The sequence below is a fragment of the Agromyces subbeticus DSM 16689 genome (assembly GCF_000421565.1).
Lineage (GTDB): Bacteria > Actinomycetota > Actinomycetes > Actinomycetales > Microbacteriaceae > Agromyces > Agromyces subbeticus.
Genome location: NZ_ATXG01000011.1, coordinates 1 through 18,134, shown reverse-complemented (window position 1 = coordinate 18,134; position 18,134 = coordinate 1). Strand labels below are relative to the sequence as shown.

The window sequence follows — 18,134 nt, the reverse complement described above, 5'->3', positions numbered from 1 at the left end:
CGGTCGCCACCGCGGGCACAGCCCACAGCGAACACTCGGCCGACGTTCGGCGACTGCGATGTAGCCTGTCAACACCATGAACATCAAGAAGATCCTGCGCGGGCCGATCATCTACATTCTGCTCGCGATCGTCGCCGTGTGGATCGGATCGAGTCTCATCACCGCCTCCGGTTTCAAGGAGGTGTCGACGCAAGAGGGCCTCGAGCTGTTGAAAGACGGCAAGGTCGCCTCGGTGAAGATCGTCGACGGTGAGAACCGAGTCGACCTGACGCTCGCCGAAGAAGACGACAAGCTCGGCAAGCAGGTGCAGTTCTACTACATCACCCCACGCGGCGTCGACGTCGTCGCCGCCGTCGATGACGCGAACCCCAAAGACGGCTTCAACGATGAGGTTCCGCAGCCGAACTGGTTCCTCTCGATGCTCGGCATCCTCCTGCCGCTCGTACTGATCGGCCTCTTCTTCTGGATCATGCTGTCGGGCATGCAGGGCGGCGGCAGCAAGGTCATGCAGTTCGGCAAGTCCAAGGCGAAGCTCGTCTCGAAGGAGAGCCCCAAGGTCACCTTCGACGACGTCGCCGGTGCCGACGAGGCCATCGAAGAGCTGCACGAGATCAAGGAGTTCCTGAAGGAGCCGGCGAAGTTCCAGGCCGTCGGCGCGCGCATCCCCAAGGGCGTGCTGCTCTACGGCCCTCCCGGCACCGGCAAGACGCTGCTCGCCCGCGCGGTCGCCGGTGAGGCCGGCGTGCCGTTCTACTCGATCTCGGGATCCGACTTCGTCGAGATGTTCGTCGGCGTCGGCGCATCCCGTGTGCGCGACCTCTTCGAACAGGCGAAGCAGAACGCGCCCGCCATCATCTTCGTCGACGAGATCGACGCGGTCGGCCGACACCGCGGTGCCGGCCTCGGCGGCGGACACGACGAGCGCGAGCAGACCCTCAACCAGCTGCTCGTCGAGATGGACGGCTTCGACCCCAAGACGAACGTCATCCTCATCGCGGCGACGAACCGCCCCGACATCCTCGACCCCGCACTGCTGCGCCCCGGCCGTTTCGACCGTCAGATCGGCGTCGACGCCCCCGATCACAAGGGCAGGCAGAAGATCCTCGAGGTGCACTCGAAGGGCAAGCCGCTCGCGAACGGCGTCGACCTCGAGGTGCTCGCGCGCAAGACCCCGGGCTTCACGGGTGCCGACCTCGCGAACGTACTCAACGAGGCCGCGCTGCTCACGGCGCGCTCCAACGCGCAGCTCATCGACAACCGCGCCCTCGACGAAGCCGTCGACCGTGTCATCGCCGGCCCGCAGCGCCGCTCCCGCGTCATGAAAGACAAGGAGAAGCTCATCACGGCCTACCACGAGGGCGGACACGCACTCGCGGCGGCGGCGATGAACTACACCGACCCCGTGACGAAGATCACGATCCTGCCGCGCGGCCGCGCCCTCGGCTACACGATGGTGATGCCGCTCGAAGACCGGTACTCGGTCAGCCGCAACGAACTGCTCGACCAGCTCACCTACGCGATGGGCGGGCGAGTCGCCGAAGAGATCGTGTTCCACGACCCCTCGACCGGCGCGTCGAACGACATCGAGAAGGCGACGGCGACGGCCCGCAAGATGGTCACCGAGTTCGGCATGAGCGCGAGCGTCGGTGCGATCAGGCTCGGCCAGTCGGGCGGTGAGGTCTTCCTCGGTCGCGACATGGGGCATCAGCGCGATTACTCCGAAGAGGTCGCCCTGAAGGTCGACACCGAGGTTCGCTCGCTCATCGAGCAGGCGCACGACGAGGCGTGGCAGGTGCTCAACGACAACCGCGACATCCTCGACACGCTCGCGGCCGAACTGCTCGAACAAGAGACGCTCGACCACACGCAGATCGCCGAGATCTTCAAGAACGTGCGCAAGCTGCCCGAGCGCCCGCAGTGGCTCTCGAGCCAGAAGCGCCCGGTCTCCGACCGGCCGCCGATCGCGTTCCCGACCGACAAGATGCCGATCGATCAGGGTGCCGTCGACGGCGGGGTCGACTCCGGTCAGCCGCCGGCCGACGAGAGCGTCGCGCGCGCGCCGCGTTCGAATCCGCGGCCCGCCACGGCCTAGCCGCCGGTCGTCGAAGACCCGTCGACCCGAAGAGGGGGAGCCATGGCCGGAGTTGACGCCGAGCGCATCCAGCGTGCGGTGCTCGAGATCCTGCTCGCGATCGGTGAAGACCCGACCCGGCCGGGGCTCGAGCGCACGCCGCAGCGCGTCGCCGAGGCCTACGCCGACTTCTTCGGCGGGCTCGACGTCGATCCGCTCGGTCACCTCGCCGACACGGTGCCGATCGGCGCGACGCATGCCGGTGTGCCCGCCACGAGCGACGCGGTGATCCTTCGCGACCTCGCGTTCCGTTCGGTCTGCGAGCATCACCTGCTGCCGTTCGTCGGCACCGCGCACGTGGCCTACCTGCCCGGCGACCGGGTCGTCGGTCTCGGCCGTATCCCGGCCGTCGTCGACACGCTCGCCCGTCGGCCCCAGCTGCAGGAACGGCTCGCCGAGGAGATCGCCGATACCCTCGTCGCCGGTCTCGACCCGAAGGGCGTGCTCGTCGTGCTCGACGCCCAGCACCGCTGCGTGACGACGAGGGGTTCGCGCCAGGAGCGCAGCTCGACCGTCACGATCGCGAGTCGCGGGGCACTGTCGGAGCCCGCCGCGCGCGCCGAGATCATCGCCCTCATCGGAGCATCGGCCCATGCCTGACGAGCGGCCGGGGGTCGTTTCGAACCCCACGCTGGTCATGGGTGTGGTGAACGTCACGCCCGACTCGTTCAGCGACGGCGGGCGGTGGTTCGACGCCGAGGCGGCGATCGCGCACGGCCTCGAGCTCGTCGCCGACGGCGCCGACATCCTCGACGTGGGCGGCGAGTCGACGCGGCCGGGCGCCGCACGCGTCGAGCCCGACGAAGAGCTTCGGCGAGTGGTCCCCGTCATCCGCGAGCTCGCCGGCCGGGGCATCCGGGTGAGCGTCGACACGATGCGGGCGGCCACTGCGCAAGCGGCCGTCGAGGCGGGCGCCGAGATCATCAACGACGTCTCCGCGGGTCTCGCTGATGCCGCCATGGGTTCGATCGCCGCCGAGACCGGCGCGCAGTACGTCGCGATGCACTGGCGCGGGCACTCCGACCGCATGGACTCGCTCGCCGAGTACCACGACGTCGCCGCCGAGGTGCGCGACGAACTCGCCCAGCGCGTCGACGCGCTCGTGGCGGCGGGCGTCGTCCCTGAGAAGCTCATCCTCGACCCCGGACTCGGCTTCGCCAAGCGCGGTGAGCAGAACTGGCAGCTGCTCGGCCGTCTCGACGTGCTCGCTGAACTCGGGCTGCCGATGCTCGTCGGCGCCTCGCGCAAGCGCTTCCTCGGCGCGATGCTGCCCGCCGAGGCATCCGTCGCCGATCGCGACCTGCCGACCGCGGTCGTCAGCGTGCTCTCGGCGCAAGCGGGAGCCTGGGGCGTGCGAGTGCACGACGTGCAGGCAACGCGCCGCGCCCTCGACGTGCTCGGTGCATGGCAGAGTGGACGACGTGGCTGAACTGCGCAATCCCGAGCGAGCCGATCGCATCACCCTCACGGGGCTGCGCGTGCGCGCGCACCACGGGGTGTTCGAGTTCGAACGGGTCGAGGGGCAGGAGTTCGTGATCGACGTGTCGGTCGCGGTCGACCTGGCCGCCGCGGCATCCTCTGACGACCTCGACCGCACCGTGCACTACGGCGAGCTCGCCGAGGCAGTCGTCGCCGCCGTCGAACGTGACCCGGTCGACCTGATCGAGACCGTCGCCGAGCGCGTCGCGGCCGTGGCGCTGGGGTTCGCGGCCGTCGACCAGGTCGAGGTCACGGTGCACAAGCCGCAGGCGCCCATCAGCGTTCCCTTCGGCGACGTCGCCGTCACCATCGTGCGGAGTCGCACATGACCCGTGCCGTCATCGCCTTCGGGGCCAACCTCGGCGACCGCGAGGCCACGATCGCCGGGGCAGTGCGCGAGCTCGCCGCAACCGACGAGCTCGAGCTGGTCGCCGTCTCGCCCGTCTACGAGACGCCCGCCATCAAAGACGCCGGGGTCGACCGTGATGCGCCCGGCTACCTGAACGGCGTTGTGATCGTCGACACGCAGCTCGACCCGCACGTGCTGCTCGACGTGCTGCAGCGCATCGAGCTCGAGCACGGTCGGGTGCGCGAGGAGCACTGGGGCGACCGCACGCTCGACCTCGACCTCATCGATGTCGCGGGCGTCGAGCTCGCCGACGAACGACTCGTGCTGCCGCACCCGCGCGCGTGGCAGCGGGCGTTCGTGCTGCAGCCGTGGCTCGACATCGAACCCGACGCCGCGCTGACCGGTCGCGGCCCGATCGCCGTGCTCCGCTCGGCAGCAACCGACGAGGTGGTGCGGCGATGAAGCGCACGCATGCCTCGATCGTCATCGCCTTCGTGCTCGCCGGGCTCGTCGCCGGCTACCTGATCGATCTCGCGATCGTCTCCAACGGATCGAAGGCGATCGTGCCGCCGATCTCGCTGCCGATCACCCTCGCGGGCGTCGCGGTGCTCGTGGTCGCCTTCGCATGGCCTGTGCGCCGCGCCGTGAAGGGCAAGGCGACGAAGCACCTCGACCCGTTCCGCGCCATGCGCACCGCGGTGCTCGCCAAGGCGTGCAGTCTGAGCGGATCGCTGATCCTCGGGTTCGGGCTCGGCATCGCGCTCTTCCTGCTGACCCGAAGCGTCGTGCCGACCGCCGGCACCGTGTGGCTCGCCTTCGGCACGGCGATCGGCGCGGCGCTGCTGCTGGCCGGCGGGCTCATCGCCGAGTTCTTCTGCACGCTTCCGCCCGACGATACCGAGACCGAGAAGGAAGAGCACGCGCATGCCTGAGTCGCCCGGCCTCCACCATGACGAGACCGCGCCCGGCGAGGGCGTGCCCGACGAGTCGGCGCGAGCCGCGGCATCCGTCACCGTCGACACCGGTTGGCAGCGCGTGTCGCCGAAGTACGTGCTCGTCGAGGTGATCGGCTCGATCATCGGCATGGTGGTGTTCGTCGGCGCCGCGCTCGTGGCGCACTTCCTGTGGCAGTGGGAGTGGGCGCTCTGGGTCGCAGGCGCCATCGCCGTGCTGTCGCTGCTCGGCATCGCGTTCGAGCCGCGTCGGGTGCGCTCGATCCAATACCGCCTGCGCGCCGACGACCTCCTGTTCCGGCGCGGCATCATGTTCCAGCGGCAGGTGGCAGTGCCCTACGGGCGCATGCAGCTCGTCGACATCACGCGCGGTCCGGTCGCCCGAGCCCTCGGCCTCGCCGACCTGAAGTTCGTGACGGCCGCAGCGGCGACCGCGGTCACCGTGCCCGGCCTGCCGATGGAGGAGGCCGACCGGTTGCGCGACGAGCTCGTCGCCCTCGCCGAGTCGCGCCGGGCGGGGCTGTGAGCCGAGTCGAGCGCCCGCAGGGAGTGGTGAACCTCGCCGACGGCGACTGGCACCGCCTCCACCCAGCGAGTCCACTGCTGCGGGGCGGCCTCGTGTTCATCGCGGTGCTCGGATTCGTGATCGCGAACTTGCGCGAGCGGGTGATCGACATCTTCCTCACGATCTTCGCGCCCGGCACGCGCGACCAGGCCGACGATCGCTACAACGGGTGGCGCAACGACTGGGCGAACGACCCGGTCGGCGGCATCGTCTCGAACGGACTCGTCGGCTGGGCCGTGCTCGGTGTCGCGGTCATCATCGTGGCCGTCATCATCGGGTTCTGGCTGTCGTGGCGCATGCACACCTTCCGGGTGACGCACGAGGCGGTCGAGGTGCGCAGCGGCATCCTCTTCCGCTCGCACCGAAGCGCGCGACTCGATCGCATCCAGGGCATCAACGTCAACCGGCCGCTCTTCGCTCGGCTCTTCGGCACGGCGAAGCTCGAGGTCTCGGTGGCCGGCCAGTCGGCGAACGTACAGCTCGCCTACCTGGGGTCGACGCTCGCCGACGCCCTCCGGGCCGACATCCTGCGCCTGGCGTCCGGCGCGCGCGCCGACCGCCAGCAGGGCGCAGGGGCGCCGGTGCAGTCAGCAGCGGATGCCGCGCCCGACGCCGTTGCCCCGACCGCGGCTGAGAACGGCGTCGCCGCCGGGGGCAGGATGGCGCCGGGGGAGCGCACCCCGGTGACGGCACGCGCCGGAGCGCTCGTCACCCAGCGCGTCGACGAGTTCCTCGCGCCCGAGCTCGACCCGGCGCTCGCGCCGCCCGAGTCGATCGTGCACCTGCCACTCGGCCGGGTGATCGGCTCGACCCTGCTCGGCGGTTCGACCATGTGGGCGATCATCATCGTCGCGATCATCGTCGTCGGCGTCACGACCGGTCAGATGTGGGTGCTCTTCAGCTTCGTGCCCGCGGCGATCGGCCTCGTGAGCTACATGTGGTCGCGCATCACGAAGTCGTTGAGATACTCGATCGCGGGCACGCCCGACGGCGTGCGCATCGGTCACGGTCTGCTCTCGACCGGCAACCAGACCATCCCGCCAGGGCGTATCCACGCGATCGAGGCCACGCAGTGGGTGTTCTGGCGGCCGTTCGGCTGGTGGTCGGTGCGCATCAACGTCGCCGGTCAGTCGATCTCCGCCTCGGGTGAGGCGGCGCAGCGCACGATCGTGCTGCCGGTCGGCACCACGGCCGACGTGCACCGGGTGCTCGCCCTGCTGCTGCCGGATGTCGCGGCCGACGTCGAGCCGCTGGTCGATGCCGGGCTCGTCGGGCGCGGTGCCGCGGGCGGCTTCTCGACGACGCCGAAGCGCGCCGCGTGGCTGCGCCCGTTCTCGTGGCGGCGCATCGGCCTGGCGACCGCCTCCGGCGTCACCGTCATCCGGCGCGGGGCGCTCGTGCGCGGCCTCACCCTGGTGCCGCTTGCCCGCATGCAGTCGCTCGCGGTGTCGGTCGGCCCGATCGAGCGTGGTCTTCGTCTCGCGACGCTTCGCCTGCACACGGTGACCGGTCCGGTCACGGCCGTGCTGCCGATCGTCGATCGTTCTGAGGCGCTCCTGCTCTTCGAGAGCCTGTCGCACGAGGCCGTCGAGCGCGCAGCGAGCGACACCTCGCACCACTGGGGTGCAGTACCGGCTGTCGAGTGGCCCGTGCCGGCAGCAGTCGAGCCGGCGCCCGCCGTGCAGCCGCCCGCCGAAGCTGCGCCCGCCGATCCGGCGCCCGCCGATCCGGCGCCCGCCGATCCGGCACCCGCCGATCCGGCCGATGAGACGAGGCCCCGTCATGCCCGCTGAACGCCCGGGCCGACTCGGTGTCGGCACCATCGGCGCCGGTCGGGTCGGGGCCGTGCTCGCCTCGGCGCTCGCCGGCGCCGGCCACGCGCTCACCGGCATCTCGGCCGTCTCCGACTCCAGTCGTGAGCGTGCAGCCGCGATGCTGCCGTCGGTGCCGGTGCTCGCGATCCCCGAGATCATCGAACGCAGCGAACTCGTGCTGCTCGCCGTGCCAGAAGCCGAGCTCGGCCCGCTCGTCGCCGGACTCGCCGACGCCGGAGTCTGGCAACCCGGGCAGCTCGTGCTGCACACCGTGGCGCGCCTCGGCGCCGGCGCCCTCGATCCGGCCCGGCTGGCCGGCGCGATCCCGCTCGCCGTGCACCCGGCGATGAGCTTCACCGGCACGAGCATCGATCTCGCTCGCCTGCCCGGCACCTGGTTCGCGGTCACCGCACCGGCGCCAGTGCTGCCGATCGGGCAGGCCCTCGTCGTCGAGATGGGCGGCGAGCCCTTCGTCGTGGCCGAGACCGATCGCGCCGCCTACGGCGAGGCGATCGACACTGCGATCTCGTTCTCGAGTGCGATCGTCGACCAGGCGAGCGGCCTGCTCGACGGCATCGGGGTGGGCAGGCCAGGTGCTGTTCTCGCACCGCTCGTGCGCTCGAGCGTCGAGAACGCGCTGGCCCGGCACGACGGCGGCGCCTACGCCGACGGCACCGGTACGATCGACGGGGCCGCATCGGATTGGCCGCTGGGGGGTGGCGCGTGACCGAGGTCGCTGCCGGCACCCGCGTGGTGCCGACCATCGCCGAGCTGCGGGCGTTGCTCGACGAGCGACGCGCTGCCGGGGCATCCGTCGCCCTCGTGCCCACGATGGGCGCCCTGCACGACGGCCACCTCGCGCTCGTGGCTCGTGCCCGCGATCTGGCCGATGTCGTCGTGGTGTCGATCTTCGTGAACCCGCTGCAGTTCGGCCCGGGCGAAGACCTCGATCGCTACCCGCGCACCCTCGATGCTGATGTCGCGGCGCTCGAGGGGCTCGGCGTCGAATTTGTGTTCGCACCGACGGCGGCCGAGATGTACCCGCACGGCGAGGTCGGCACGAAGGTCACCGCCGGGCGGGTCGGCTCGCTCTACGAGGGAGCTTCGCGACCCGGGCACTTCGACGGCATGCTCACCGTCGTCGCCAAGCTGCTGAACGTCGCACGGCCCGACATCGCGGTGTTCGGGCAGAAGGACGCCCAGCAGGTCTTCCTCGTGCGTCGCATGGTGCGCGACCTCGACGTCGCGACGACGATCGCGGTGGTGCCCACGGTGCGCGAGGCCGACGGGCTTGCGCTCTCGAGCCGCAATCGCTACCTCGACCCGGCGCATCGCGACGCCGCGCTGACGCTGTCCGAAGCGTTGCGGGCAGCGGATGCCGCGGCGCCCGACGGTCTCGCCGAGGTGCTCGCCGAGGGCGCTGCTGCATTCGGCGACCACGACGAGGTCACGCTCGACTACCTCGTGGTGGTCGACCCCGAGACGTTCCTGCCCGTCGCCGACGAGGCGCGCGGCGACGCCGTGGTGCTCGTCGCGGCGCGCGTCGGCGCCACTCGGCTCATCGACAACGCGACCATCACGCTCGGCTGACGCCGATCGACCCGGCCCGGGTTCGGCGCTCAGGAGCGCCCAAGTAGGCTGGAGCACTGCACCTGTTCGCGCAACGAGAGAGAACGATGGCCGAGAACCAGACTGGCGCCACGACCGAGCCCACTGCCGAAGAGATCAGCGCCGCTGAGATCTCCGAGCAGAAGGCCGTGCGTCTCGCCAAGCGCGAACGGCTGATCGCGGCATCCGACGACCCCGCCTTCGGTGCCTACCCCGTGCGCCTGCCGATCACGGCCACGATCCCCGAGGTGCGCGATCGCTTCGTCGGGCTCGGCGTCGACGAGGCGAGCGGCGAGCAGGTCGGCATCGCCGGCCGCGTCGTGCACTCGCGAAACACGGGCAAGCTCTGCTTCGCCACGCTGCAGTCGGGTGACGGCAGCCGCATCCAGGCCATGGTCTCGCTCGCCGAGGTGGGCGAGGAATCGCTCGCCGACTGGAAGGACCTCGTCGACCTCGGCGACCACGTCTTCATCGCGGGCGAGGTCATCACGAGCCGTCGTGGCGAGCTCTCGATCATGGTGAAGGAGTGGCGCATCGCCTCGAAGGCGATCCTGCCGCTGCCGAACCTGCACAACGAGCTCTCCGAAGAGATGCGCGTGCGCAGCCGCTACCTCGACCTGATCTCGCGCGAGCAGGCGCGCAAGAATGTGATCGACCGGGCGAAGGTCAACGCGAGCCTGCGCCGCACGTTCGACGGCCTCGGCTTCATCGAGGTCGAGACGCCGATGCTGCAGGTCATGCACGGCGGGGCATCCGCTCGCCCCTTCGTCACGAACTCGAACGCGTTCGACACCGATCTCTACCTGCGCATCGCACCCGAGCTGTACCTCAAGCGCGCCGTCGTCGGCGGCATCGAGCGCGTCTACGAGATCAATCGCAACTTCCGCAACGAGGGCGCCGACTCGACGCACAGCCCCGAGTTCGCGATGCTCGAGGCCTATGAGGCCTACGGCGACTACACGACGATCGCCGACCTCACGCAGCAGCTGATCCAGGATGCCGCGCTCGCCACGTCGGGCTCGCACGTCGTGACCTGGGCCGATGGCACCGACTTCGACCTCGGCGGCGAGTGGGCGCGCATCTCGATGTACGACTCGCTGTCCGAGGCGATCGGCGAGACGATCACCTCGTCGACACCCGTCGAGCGACTGAAGCAGCTCGCCGACGACGCCGGCCTCGAGGTCGACCACCCGCTGCCCGGCAAGTACGTCGAAGAGCTCTGGGAGCATCACGTGAAGACGGGCCTCGTGCGCCCGACCTTCGTGATGGACTTCCCGCTCGACACCTCGCCCCTCGTGCGCGAGCACCGGTCGATCCCGGGCGTCGTCGAGAAGTGGGACCTCTACATCCGCGGCTTCGAGCTCGCCACCGGCTACTCCGAGCTCGTCGACCCCGTCGTGCAGCGCGAGCGCTTCGTCGAGCAGGCGAAGCTCGCGGCCGGCGGCGACCCCGAGGCGATGCGCCTCGACGAGGAGTTCCTGCGGGCACTCGAGTTCGGCATGCCGCCGTCGGGCGGCATGGGCATGGGCATCGACCGCCTCCTGATGGCACTCACCGGTCTCGGTATTCGCGAGACCATCCTCTTCCCACTGGTCAAATGAGCGGATGCCGCGCGTGAACGACTACCTTCCCAAGTCCGAACTCGAACCCGACCGCGATCCCAAGCGGCCGTCCAACATGCGCCTCGGCATCTGGATCGTCGTCGGCGCGATCGGCCTCTACCTGGTCGGCTCGGGCATCTGGGGCATCGTCACCGCCGGTTGATGCCGCGGTCGAGCGCTGCGTCTGGCGCTGCTCTCGTTCGCGCGCTGTGACTCTCGTTCGCGCTGTGACCCTCGTCTCGGGGGTGTGACCCTCGTTCGGGGGCGCGCGTTACGTCACGATTCGATAACGGGCGACGTGTACCCCGAATCGCGGCCGCTTCGGCGACCCCCGAACGGGAGGGTGCGGCAGCGAGACGCGTGAAATCGGCCGCGCTCGCGTGGGTTTCGGGATGCCGCTTCACGCGTGTCCCCCGTTTCGGCGAGCGGGTCGGAGCCGGCTTGTTGTGAGAGCGCTCTCACCCATGTCTGGCGCGGTTCTCAGTCGTTCCGAGAACTCCTCAATTCAGATAGCGTCCCGACTATGTGGCCGCAGGGGCCCATCCCGAGGTGCCTGCGAATCCGAACACATAAAAGGGGTTCAACGTGTTTTCACGACGCCAGCGCACTGCGCTGCTCGCTGCCGGTGCACTCGTCGCCGGCCTGTTCGCACCGGTCGCGCTGGCCGCGCCCGCATATGCTGATCCACTCTGCGATCTCGGTGACTTCGAGATCGACGGCAATTTGACGGAGCTGGACTGCGAAACCGGATTCGACGACTGGGATACGCCAGGCATCGGTTTCAACAGCACCGAGCAGGGCGGCACGTACAGTGCCAGCTCGAAGGACGTCGATGACCCATCGACGTGGACGTCGGCCGGTTCCACGCCCGACAAGGCCGACTTCTCGAAGGTCTACACCTTGGCGCGCGTGGTCGACGGACACTACTTCCTCTTCGTCGGCTGGGATCGAACCGGCGACAGCGGCACGGGCAAGTACGCGATCGACCTGTCGTACGCCGGCATGAACGTTGCGCCCGACGGCACGCCGCAGCCCCTCCACGATGAGGGTGGCGTGGTGGCCTACATCAACATGGCCGGCGGTGGCGCGCCGACGCTCGGACAGCTCTGCGAGTACGCCGATCAGGCCGGCTATCCCGACGATGTGGAATCGGACGAGGGGTGCACGACCGACACCTCGGGCTTCGCGAGCGCCATCAGCGACAGCGGCACGTTCTTCGAGGTCGGCTTCGACCTCACCGAGCTCACCGGCATCGAGCCGGGCTGCCCGCCCGCCGAAGACGCCGCGACGGTGTACATGCGCTCGATCACCGGCGGCAGCGCTGCGGGCAACCTCAAGGCCTACGTGGCTCCGCTCACAGTGACGCCTCCGTCGACGTGCGGTTATCTCACCGTGACGAAGGAGTCGCTGAACGACGTGGCCGACGACAGCGGCACCGTGTTCGACTACACCGTGTCGGGTGGCGAAGCACCGATCGAGGGCGACCTGGTCATCGATGAGACCGACTCGTACTTCGACGTCGAGCCGGGCGACGAGTTCACGCTCGACGAGGTCATTCCCGATGGCGCTCCGTGGTCGCTGTACTCGATCGTCTGCACGCAAGACGGCACCGAGTACGTGCTCTCCGAGAACGGCCAGGCCACCGGGCTGACCTTCCCGGTCGTGACCCTCGAGACCACCGATTGCGTGATCACGAACGCGACCTCGTACGTGACGGTCGAGAAGCAGACCCTGCCGGATGCCTCGGCCCAGCTGTTCGACTTCACGATCGACGGCACCGGCTTCGAGCTCGTCGACGGCGAGTCCGAGACCTTCCAGTTCGTTCCCGGCACCGAGGTCGACATCACCGAGTCCGTGCCCGTCGGCTGGGACCTCGTCGACGTGACGTGCGACACCGAAGAGATCTCGATCGAAGACGGCGCGACCGTCACGACGATCGAGGGCGCGACCGTCAGTTGCGTGTTCACCAACGAGCAGCAGGGCACGATCATCATCAACAAGCTCGTCGAGGGCATCGATGACGCCGAGTTCGAGTTCTCGAGCGAGACGCTCGGCGACTTCTCGATCGAGACGCTCGAGGGGTATGGAACGGAGACGTTCAGTGGCTTGACTCCCGGATCGTACGACGTGAGCGAAGACCCGATCACCGGCTACGACACGACGAACCTCGTCTGCGTCGATCCCGACAGCGGTACCCTCGTCGACGTCGAGGACTTCTCGGCCGCGATCGACCTCGATGCCGGTGAGACCGTGGAGTGCACGTTCACGAACACCCAGCGCGGCCTGATCTTCGTCGACAAGGAGACCCTGCCCGACGAGTTCGACCAGGACTTCGACTTCGCCTTCGGTGACGGCGAGGCGACGGTCGACTTCACGCTGAATGACGCGAACGACGACGAAGGCGCCTTCTGGAGCTCGGGGTTCATCGTGCCCGGCACCTACACGGTCGCCGAACTGCTGCCTGCCGGCTGGACGCTCGACGACATCTCGTGCGGCACGGTCGACGGCGACGGCGCCACGATCGAGCTCGGTGCAGGCGAGGTCGTGAGCTGCGTCTTCACGAACTCGGCGAACCCGGCAGAGGTCACGGTGAAGAAGTCCACCGTGGGCGGCAACGGCACCTTCGGATTCGTGCTCACGCAACTCGGCTCCGATGACGACCCGCGCACTCGCGAGATCACCACGGTCAGCGGCACGGGCACGGCGGTCTTCGAACTCGTCGACCCCGGGCTGCGCTACTCGATCGTCGAGGCGCCCGTCGGGGGAGGCTGGTCCGCGGGACCGATGACGTGCGAGGTGACGCCTGCCGGCGGCGGCGAGCCCGTCGCGATCGATGCATCCGACTTCGAGGTCGCCCCCGGCGACGAGGTCGAGTGCGCCATCACGAACACGCTGCGGCCGGCGATGCCCGTCACGGGCGTCGATCTCGCAACGGGGATGTGGGCGGCACTGGCCCTCCTCATCACCGGCGGCCTGGTGTTCCTCGTACGTCGCCGAAGCCTCGGCGGCGAATGAGTTGAACGCGACGCGGGGCCCGGCAATGGGTACCGGGCCCCGCAGTTCGCTGACCGGTTGCACCGGCGCCGCGGTCGCGACGGCGCGAAACTGACAGCCGGCCGCGTTTGCACGTAGTCTTGGGGGACTATGGACGAATTCTGGGCGAACGCGATCTGGTCGCTCGCGCCGACCGTGCTCATCGGGCTCATCTTCTGGTTCGTGATGCGCGCGATCATCCACTCCGACCGCAATGAGCGCCGGGCGTACGCCCGCATCGAGGCAGAGGAGCGGGCGAAGCTCGCCCAGCACCGACCGGCAGCCTGACCGGCATGGATGCTGAGCAGACGGCGCTCCTCGTCGCCGGCATCCTCATCTTCATCGATCTCGTCGTGCGTGTCATCGCGGTCATCGTGGTGCCCCGGAACCGCAGGCCCACCGCGGGCATGGCCTGGCTCCTCACGATCTTCTTCCTGCCGTACATCGGGGTGCTGTTCTTCCTGCTCATCGGCAATCCGAAGCTGCCGAAGCACCGTCGCCGCAAGCAGGCCGAGGTCGATCGCTACATCCGCGAATCGACGCACGGCGTCGAGCGGGTCAGCGATTCGGGCGAGTGGCCGGCCTGGTTCGAGGGCGTGGTGCGGCTGAACCGCAACCTCGGCTCGATGCCTCTCATCGGGTCCAACAGCGCGAGCCTGATCGGCGACTACCAGGGCTCGCTCGACGCGATGACCGCGGCGGTGCGGCAGGCGAAGCGCTACGTGCACGTTGAGTTCTACATCCTCGCCTACGACACCACGACGGCGCCGTTCTTCGACGCACTCGGTGATGCCGTCGCCCGTGGCATCGACGTGCGCGTGCTGCTCGACCACGTCGCCTCGTTCCGGGTTAAGGGGTACCGCAAGACCCTCAAGCGCATGACCGCGATGGGCGTGCGCTGGCAGCTCATGCTCCCCGTGCAGCCGCTCAAGGGCCGGTACCAGCGGCCCGACCTGCGCAACCACCGCAAGATCCTCGTCGTCGATGGCGAGGTCGGCTTCATGGGTTCGCAGAACGTCATCGATCGCAGCTACAACAAGCGCAGCAACGTCCGTCGCGGCTTGAAGTGGAAGGAACTCGTGACCCGGGTCGAAGGCCCGATCGTCGCGGGGCTCGACGCCATCTTCGCCACCGACTGGTACCTCGAGACCGGTGAGGAGCCCGAGCGCGACCTCGCGGTGCTGCTCGACGGGCCGGGCGAGGCGCAAGACCTCGATTGCCAGGTCGTGCCGAGCGGGCCCGGATTCCCGAACGAGAACAACCTGAAGCTCTTCCTCGCGCTGCTCTACGCCGCCGAAGAGCGCATCATCATCACGAGCCCGTACTTCGTGCCCGACGAGGCGATGCTCCGCGCGATCAGCGGCGCCACGCAGCGCGGCATCCACGTCGAGCTCTTCGTCTCGGAGATCGGCGACCAAGCGCTCGTGTACCACGCGCAGCGCTCGTACTACGAGGCGCTGCTGCGGGGCGGCGTGAAGATCTACATGTACCAGGCGCCGTACATCCTGCACTCCAAGCACTTCACGATCGACGACGACGTCGCGGTGATCGGCTCGAGCAACATGGACATCCGCTCGTTCGAGCTCAACATGGAGGTCTCGCTGCTCGTGCGCGGGGCGTCGTTCGTGCGAGAGATGCGCGCCGTCGAAGACGGCTACCGGCGCGACAGTCGCGAGCTGACCCTCGACGACTGGATGCGGCAGCCCCTGCGATCGACCGTGCTCGACAACCTCGCCCGTCTCACCTCGGCGCTGCAGTAGCGGGTCGCTCGCAGCCAGCGATCAGCGGCGCGGCTTCAGCCGCACGGTGGGCAGCTCGGGCGCGGGCAGCGGCGACCCGTCGTAGCCCGCGACCGTGCCGAAGCGCCCATCGGGGTTGTCCCGCGCGATGACGTCGGCCTGCCACTGACGACGGAACTCGACGATCTCGTCATGCGTTCGGCCGATGAAGTTCCACCACATCACGAGCTCTTCGCCGAACGGCACGCCCCCGAGCAGGATCACGCGCACCGGTTGCGCCTCGGCGGAGAGGCGGATGCGGCGGCGACCGGCCTCGAGGAAGGCGAGCTCGCTCCACGCGGCCGTCGTCGACGCCTCGTTGCCGAGGGCGTCGCCGTCAGCGGCATCCGTGGCACTGATCTCGACCGGCCCGGAGTCGACGAGTACGCCGTGCTCGAAGGCGGGCTCGAGCTCGAGCTCGACGGTGCCGAACGGCGGCAGGTCGATCTGCGCGCCCAGGAGCGGCGAGAAGACGGTGACGGATGACTCGGGCGCGACGCTGCCGGCCAGCGACCCGACGAACACCCGCACGGTGGCGTCGTCGACGAGCACGGGAGTGATGTCGGCGTGCTCGAAGAAGGGCCCGACGTGCCGCGACGCGTCGGGCAGCGCCACCCAGAGCTGCACCCCGTGCAGGCGCGTGGTCGCGGGTGTCGAGGCCTCGGAGTGCGAGATGCCGCGGCCTGCCGTCATGAGGTTGACGGCGCCCGGCCGCACCATCGCGTGGCTGCCGGCCGAGTCGCGGTGCTCGATTTCGCCCTCGAAGAGCCAGCTGACGGTCTGCAGGCCGGTGTGCGGATGCGGCGGCACCACCATGCCGACGCCGAGTTGCACGTCGTCGGGGCCGTAGTGGTCGGCGAAGCACCACGCCCCGATGGTGGTGCGACCGCGCTGGGGGAGCGTGCGCCGAACGTTCATGGCGCGAGGGCCGCCGAGCGGCACCTCGCGCGGTGCCAGCACCTGCACCACCGGCCCGCCCGTCCCGTCGGCGGCGCAGAGCAGCTCGACCGGATCGCGTTCCAGGTTGCTCATGTCGGCAGCCTACCCGCGCACGGCGACGCCGCGGCAGGTGCCAGCGCCGGTGCCCCGCGGCCGGCGCAGGCGCGGGCCGCCAGTCGATCGCTCGAGTGAACGGGCCGAACCACGCCGAGCCGATAGCATTGCCGCATGGCTTCCTCTGTGCGCTTCCGTCGTGCCGGTCTGGCGACCGCGGCCCTGGCATCCGTCTTCCTGCTCGCGGCGTGCGCGCCGCCGACGACACCGGCAGAAGAGTACTCGGGCGCTCCCGTCTCCGACCACGCCGGCGATGCCGAGGGCGAGCACGGCGGCGAAGAGCACGCCGAGGGCGAGCCGCAGGCCGTCTGGCTTGGCCAGGGCGGTCAACTCGCGGTGACCGTCTCGGGCAGCTCCACGTGCCCCGAGGTCGGCACGAACATCCGGGTCATCGACGCCGCGGGCGAGGGCAACCGCGTCGCCATCGACCTCATCGAGCACCCTGAAGACCAGGTCTGCACCATGGACCTCGTGCCGCACACGACCGTCTTCTGGACCCCCATGACGGTGACCACGACCGAGCCGCTCATCGTCGAGGTCGCCGGCGCCGAAGTCGAGGTTCCGATCAAGTAGCGGTCACCGCTCGCGGCGCATCACGAGCAGTTCGCCGACCTCGCAGTCGAGCACTTCGCACACGGCCTGCAGGGTCGAGAAACGGATGGCTCGAGCCCGGTCGTTCTTCAGCACGCTGAGGTTCACCACGCTCACGCCGACGAGCTCGGCGAGCCGGGTGAGGGTCATGCCGCGCGCCTCGAGCAATTCGTCGAGTCGGCAGTGGATATCGGTCGCCTCGTCGGGTTCGGCGGGCGCCATCAGACGAGACCGTCGGTGTCGCGCTGCAGGCGCTCGCCGACCGCGAAGACGGTCGCTGCCGTCGCTGCGATGAACGTCAGGAGGATGAGCGGGAACAGCTCGACGGACATCACCACGTTGTCGAAGGTGCGGCCGCTGAGCACGGCGAATGCACCGTTCGCTGCCATGTTGCCGAGGAAGGGCACCGCGAAGCAGCCCGCGATGCCGGTGAATCCCGCGGTCGTGACGAGCACCGTGTTGGTGCGGCTGAACACGATGCTGCGGCTGACGTTCCGAGCGAGCCAGACGAGGCAGACCACGACGCCCACCACGACGACGGCCATGACGACCTGCTGCATGACGAGGGCGGCGAGCGACGCGGCCGGAAGCGATGGTGCGGTGATGATGGCGCTGTCGAGCTCGATCGCGACGAGGGCTCCGTCGACGCCGATCGGGGCGTCGGCCGTCGTGCCTGCGAACTCGGCGAGCACCGCGACATCCTGATTCGGCAGCACTTCGATGATGCGCACGGCGGCTGACCAGGCCGCCCAGATCGCGATGCCGACGCCGGCGATCATGAAGATCCAGAGGGCGACGGCGTCGCTGCGCTTGACCGTGGAGACGGTGGTTGGTGTGATGCTCATTATCTCCCTAACGAATATCGATAATAACGATAAACGATAGGTTACGGATGCCGCGGCGTGCTGTCAACGGCGGTGTCACCACGTGGCATCCCTCGCCGTCGTCGTTCGTCAACCCTGCGTCATGCCGATGCGCCGAGGGCGAACAACGACTTCACAGCCCCCTCTGCTGGTTACGCTCTTCATATCGGCGCCCCTTCCCAGCGGGGTCGTGAGGAGTAGAAATGTTCGAGAGATTCACCGACCGAGCCCGTCGTGTCGTCGTCCTGGCCCAAGAAGAGGCCAAGATGCTGAACCACAACTACATCGGCACCGAGCACATCCTGCTCGGCCTCAT

At 69.1% G+C, this 18,134-nt stretch carries 20 protein-coding genes; 17 read left to right on the top strand and 3 right to left on the bottom strand.

Translation table 11 applies throughout. The annotated features are described in order from the left end of the window. The first annotated feature begins 76 nt into the window (after positions 1-76). The 15 genes from ftsH (at position 77) to cls (ending at position 15,293) form a co-directional block, all read left to right on the top strand. Positions 77-2,092, top strand: a complete 2,016-nt coding sequence (gene ftsH, locus H521_RS0114250; protein WP_022893704.1) for an ATP-dependent zinc metalloprotease FtsH — start codon at positions 77-79, stop codon at positions 2,090-2,092. A gap of 42 nt (positions 2,093-2,134) precedes the next feature. Further along, positions 2,135-2,731 carry a GTP cyclohydrolase I gene (gene folE / locus H521_RS0114245; protein ID WP_022893703.1) on the top strand — a complete coding sequence of 199 codons (597 nt, stop codon included), beginning with the start codon at positions 2,135-2,137 and terminating at the stop codon, positions 2,729-2,731. Next, complete coding sequence (gene folP, locus H521_RS26265; RefSeq protein ID WP_022893702.1) at positions 2,724-3,560, top strand: dihydropteroate synthase; 837 nt, start codon at positions 2,724-2,726, stop codon at positions 3,558-3,560. The genes folE and folP overlap by 8 nt, the downstream gene beginning before the upstream one ends. Then, positions 3,553-3,939 carry a dihydroneopterin aldolase gene (gene folB / locus H521_RS26260; protein ID WP_026482304.1) on the top strand — a complete coding sequence of 129 codons (387 nt, stop codon included), beginning with the start codon at positions 3,553-3,555 and terminating at the stop codon, positions 3,937-3,939. The genes folP and folB overlap by 8 nt, the downstream gene beginning before the upstream one ends. Continuing rightward, positions 3,936-4,421: a 2-amino-4-hydroxy-6-hydroxymethyldihydropteridine diphosphokinase gene (gene folK / locus H521_RS23505; protein ID WP_022893700.1), complete on the top strand. Its 486-nt coding sequence runs from the start codon at positions 3,936-3,938 to the stop codon at positions 4,419-4,421. The genes folB and folK overlap by 4 nt, the downstream gene beginning before the upstream one ends. After that, on the top strand, positions 4,418-4,891 hold the full coding sequence (locus tag H521_RS0114225) for a DUF3180 domain-containing protein (protein WP_022893699.1): 474 nt from the start codon (positions 4,418-4,420) through the stop codon (positions 4,889-4,891). Before folK ends, H521_RS0114225 begins: the two co-directional genes overlap by 4 nt. Continuing rightward, the gene (locus H521_RS0114220) at positions 4,884-5,438 is read left to right on the top strand and encodes a PH domain-containing protein (protein ID WP_022893698.1); all 555 of its coding nucleotides are present in this window, start codon (positions 4,884-4,886) and stop codon (positions 5,436-5,438) included. Before H521_RS0114225 ends, H521_RS0114220 begins: the two co-directional genes overlap by 8 nt. Beyond that, the gene (locus H521_RS23500; RefSeq protein WP_084512390.1) at positions 5,435-7,270 is read left to right on the top strand and encodes a PH domain-containing protein; all 1,836 of its coding nucleotides are present in this window, start codon (positions 5,435-5,437) and stop codon (positions 7,268-7,270) included. The genes H521_RS0114220 and H521_RS23500 overlap by 4 nt, the downstream gene beginning before the upstream one ends. Beyond that, positions 7,260-8,018 (top strand): Rossmann-like and DUF2520 domain-containing protein, encoded by a 759-nt coding sequence (locus H521_RS0114210; protein ID WP_040424742.1) that lies wholly within the window; start codon positions 7,260-7,262, stop codon positions 8,016-8,018. Before H521_RS23500 ends, H521_RS0114210 begins: the two co-directional genes overlap by 11 nt. After that, complete coding sequence (panC, locus tag H521_RS0114205; RefSeq protein WP_040424741.1) at positions 8,015-8,881, top strand: pantoate--beta-alanine ligase; 867 nt, start codon at positions 8,015-8,017, stop codon at positions 8,879-8,881. Before H521_RS0114210 ends, panC begins: the two co-directional genes overlap by 4 nt. 86 nt (positions 8,882-8,967) lie before the next feature. Continuing rightward, positions 8,968-10,500 (top strand): lysine--tRNA ligase, encoded by a 1,533-nt coding sequence (gene lysS, locus H521_RS0114200; protein WP_022893696.1) that lies wholly within the window; start codon positions 8,968-8,970, stop codon positions 10,498-10,500. Between the two features lie 4 nt (positions 10,501-10,504). Continuing rightward, entirely contained in the window at positions 10,505-10,663 is a 159-nt protein-coding gene (locus tag H521_RS25890; protein WP_022893695.1) for a hypothetical protein, read from the top strand. Positions 10,664-11,085: 422 nt separating this feature from the next. Then, positions 11,086-13,515, top strand: coding sequence for a prealbumin-like fold domain-containing protein (locus H521_RS0114190; RefSeq protein WP_022893694.1), 2,430 nt, complete (start codon positions 11,086-11,088; stop codon positions 13,513-13,515). Between the two features lie 129 nt (positions 13,516-13,644). Next, entirely contained in the window at positions 13,645-13,821 is a 177-nt protein-coding gene (locus H521_RS26090; RefSeq protein ID WP_022893693.1) for a hypothetical protein, read from the top strand. Positions 13,822-13,826: 5 nt separating this feature from the next. Further along, positions 13,827-15,293, top strand: a complete 1,467-nt coding sequence (cls, locus tag H521_RS0114180; protein WP_022893692.1) for a cardiolipin synthase — start codon at positions 13,827-13,829, stop codon at positions 15,291-15,293. Positions 15,294-15,314: 21 nt separating this feature from the next. Here cls and H521_RS0114175 read toward each other — a convergent pair whose 3' ends face one another. Next, positions 15,315-16,343: a pirin family protein gene (locus H521_RS0114175; RefSeq protein ID WP_022893691.1), complete on the bottom strand. Its 1,029-nt coding sequence runs from the start codon at positions 16,341-16,343 to the stop codon at positions 15,315-15,317. Between the two features lie 135 nt (positions 16,344-16,478). Between H521_RS0114175 and H521_RS0114170 the strand changes: the two genes are divergently transcribed. Beyond that, a complete protein-coding gene (locus H521_RS0114170) occupies positions 16,479-16,937 on the top strand; it encodes a hypothetical protein (RefSeq protein WP_156891466.1) in 459 nt (152 codons plus the stop codon). Positions 16,938-16,940: 3 nt separating this feature from the next. On the opposite strand, the gene H521_RS0114165 is transcribed toward H521_RS0114170, so the two are convergent. Both H521_RS0114165 and H521_RS23495 read right to left on the bottom strand, forming a co-directional pair. Next, positions 16,941-17,177, bottom strand: coding sequence for a helix-turn-helix domain-containing protein (locus H521_RS0114165; protein ID WP_022893689.1), 237 nt, complete (start codon positions 17,175-17,177; stop codon positions 16,941-16,943). Beyond that, positions 17,177-17,800 (bottom strand): hypothetical protein, encoded by a 624-nt coding sequence (locus H521_RS23495; RefSeq protein ID WP_022893688.1) that lies wholly within the window; start codon positions 17,798-17,800, stop codon positions 17,177-17,179. The genes H521_RS0114165 and H521_RS23495 overlap by 1 nt, the downstream gene beginning before the upstream one ends. A 221-nt stretch (positions 17,801-18,021) precedes the next feature. Here H521_RS23495 and H521_RS26255 point away from each other — a divergent pair. Then, on the top strand, positions 18,022-18,134 hold a 113-nt coding region (locus H521_RS26255; RefSeq protein WP_022893687.1), incomplete at its 3' end, for a Clp protease N-terminal domain-containing protein.

Coding starts and splice junctions, on each gene's coding strand:
- folK (WP_022893700.1), top strand. CDS start 3,936: ATGACCCGTGCCGTCATCGCCTTCGGGGCCAACCTCGGCGACCGCGAG.
- ftsH (WP_022893704.1), top strand. CDS start 77: ATGAACATCAAGAAGATCCTGCGCGGGCCGATCATCTACATTCTGCTC.
- H521_RS0114220 (WP_022893698.1), top strand. CDS start 4,884: ATGCCTGAGTCGCCCGGCCTCCACCATGACGAGACCGCGCCCGGCGAG.
- H521_RS0114225 (WP_022893699.1), top strand. CDS start 4,418: ATGAAGCGCACGCATGCCTCGATCGTCATCGCCTTCGTGCTCGCCGGG.
- folE (WP_022893703.1), top strand. CDS start 2,135: ATGGCCGGAGTTGACGCCGAGCGCATCCAGCGTGCGGTGCTCGAGATC.
- H521_RS25890 (WP_022893695.1), top strand. CDS start 10,505: ATGCCGCGCGTGAACGACTACCTTCCCAAGTCCGAACTCGAACCCGAC.
- lysS (WP_022893696.1), top strand. CDS start 8,968: ATGGCCGAGAACCAGACTGGCGCCACGACCGAGCCCACTGCCGAAGAG.
- H521_RS23495 (WP_022893688.1), bottom strand. CDS start 17,800: ATGAGCATCACACCAACCACCGTCTCCACGGTCAAGCGCAGCGACGCC.
- H521_RS0114170 (WP_156891466.1), top strand. CDS start 16,479: ATGGCTTCCTCTGTGCGCTTCCGTCGTGCCGGTCTGGCGACCGCGGCC.
- H521_RS26090 (WP_022893693.1), top strand. CDS start 13,645: ATGGACGAATTCTGGGCGAACGCGATCTGGTCGCTCGCGCCGACCGTG.
- H521_RS0114210 (WP_040424742.1), top strand. CDS start 7,260: ATGCCCGCTGAACGCCCGGGCCGACTCGGTGTCGGCACCATCGGCGCC.
- folP (WP_022893702.1), top strand. CDS start 2,724: ATGCCTGACGAGCGGCCGGGGGTCGTTTCGAACCCCACGCTGGTCATG.
- H521_RS0114165 (WP_022893689.1), bottom strand. CDS start 17,177: ATGGCGCCCGCCGAACCCGACGAGGCGACCGATATCCACTGCCGACTC.
- cls (WP_022893692.1), top strand. CDS start 13,827: ATGGATGCTGAGCAGACGGCGCTCCTCGTCGCCGGCATCCTCATCTTC.
- H521_RS0114175 (WP_022893691.1), bottom strand. CDS start 16,343: ATGAGCAACCTGGAACGCGATCCGGTCGAGCTGCTCTGCGCCGCCGAC.